Source organism: Streptomyces humidus (assembly GCF_014649655.1).
GTDB classification, from domain to species: domain Bacteria; phylum Actinomycetota; class Actinomycetes; order Streptomycetales; family Streptomycetaceae; genus Streptomyces; species Streptomyces humidus.
The window spans coordinates 1-1,725 of record NZ_BMTL01000121.1; the positions used below are offsets into that span (position 1 = coordinate 1).

At 69.9% G+C, this 1,725-nt stretch carries 2 protein-coding genes; both read left to right on the forward strand.

The genetic code is table 11. The annotated features are described in order from the left end of the window. On the forward strand, positions 1 to 906 hold a 906-nt coding region (locus tag IE239_RS41320), incomplete at its 5' end, for a beta-ketoacyl reductase (RefSeq protein WP_190154583.1). A 37-nt stretch (positions 907 to 943) separates the two neighbouring features. Next, on the forward strand, positions 944 to 1,725 hold a 782-nt coding region (locus tag IE239_RS41325), incomplete at its 3' end, for a beta-ketoacyl synthase N-terminal-like domain-containing protein (RefSeq protein ID WP_229878824.1).

Consider the following 1,725-nt stretch of genomic DNA (forward strand, 5'->3'; position numbering starts at 1 on the left):
AATTATTCGGCGGCGAACGCGTTCCTGGACGCGTTCGCTCAGTGGCGCCGTGCGCAGGGGCTGCCGGCTGTGTCGCTGGCCTGGGGCCTGTGGGGTGACGGCGAAGGCATGGCCGGCGCTCTCGACCGGACGAATCAGGCACGCATGCGACGAAGCGGTATCCGTCCGTTGTCCGTCGAGGAGGGGATGGCGTTGTTCGACGCCGGCCTCGGTGCCGGGGAACCGGCGCTGATACCGGTCAAGTTCGACTTCACCGCACTGTCCGCAGCACAGGCGGGAGCCGGCCGACCGGCTTCCATGTTGCGGGGATTGGTGCGCCGACCCCGGCGTACCGCGGCTGCGGGCGGACCTGCTGCCGCCGTCTCCCTCTCGGACCGGCTGGCCGGGCTCCCGGCGGAGGAGCAGACGGAGATGCTGCTCGACCTGGTCCGCGACGAAGTCGCCGTGGTGCTGGGACACACCGATGCCGAGACCATCATTCCGGGACAGGCCTTCGGCGAGATGGGCTTCGACTCGCTCACCGCGGTCGAGCTGCGTAACCGGCTGATGAGGGCGGCGGGCATCCCGTTGCCGGCCACGCTGATCTTCGACTACCCGTCACCCGTCGCGATCACCGAGCACCTGCGTGCGGAGCTGATCCCGGACGCCGCAAGCGGAACAGTGCAGCTCGCCGACGTGGACGAGGCGGGGCTGCGCAAGGCGCTCGCCGCCGTGCCCCTCGAACGGCTCCAGGAGCTGGGCGTGCTCGAGCAGTTGCTGCGTCTCGTGGCCGCTTCACCCGGTGCCGCGGATCCCGGCGGGGCCACTCCCGCCTCCTCGGAGGCACGGCAGAGCGCCGCAAGCCTGATCGCCGACATGGACGTCGCCGACCTCATCGAACGCGCGATGGGCAACACCACCAACTGAGCCCGTCTGCGGCCTACGGAGGAACTCAAGAATGTCTGTGTCCGAGGACAAGCTCGTCGCGGCACTGCGCGCCTCGCTCGTGGAGAACGAGCAACTCAAGGAGGAGCGCGACCGGGTCCTTGCGGCCTCGTCCGAGCCGATCGCGATCGTGTCGGCCGCGTGCCGACTGCCCGGTGGCGTCTCCTCGCCGGAGGACCTGTGGCGTCTGGTGGCCGAGGAACGCGACGGCATCACGCCGTTTCCCGTGGACCGGGGCTGGGACGTCGACGGGATGTACGACCCCACCCCCGGCCTGGCCGGCAAGTCCTACGTTCGGGAAGGCGGCTTCCTGCACGACGCCGGGGAGTTCGACCCCGCGTTCTTCGGTATCAGTCCGCGTGAGGCATTGGCGATGGATCCGCAGCAGCGGTTGCTGTTGGAGACGTCGTGGGAGGTGCTGGAGCGGGCGGGGATCGATCCGGCGTCGTTGAAGGGCAGCCGCACGGGCGTCTTCGCCGGCTTGATGTACCACGACTACGAGGCGGCCGTGGCCGCCGGAAGCATCGTCTCGGGTCGGGTGGCGTACACCTTCGGTTTCGAGGGACCCGCGGTGACGGTGGACACGGCGTGTTCGTCGTCGTTGGTGGCGATGCACTCCGCGATGCAGGCCCTGCGTAACGGTGAGTGCTCGCTGGCCCTGGCCGGCGGCGTCGCCGTGATGGCCACACCGGGCAGCTTCATCGAGTTCTCGCGGCAGCGGGGTCTTGCTGCGGACGGGCGGTGCAAGTCGTTCGCGGCGGGTGCGGACGGCACGGCGTGGGCGGAGGGTGTGGGCCTGGT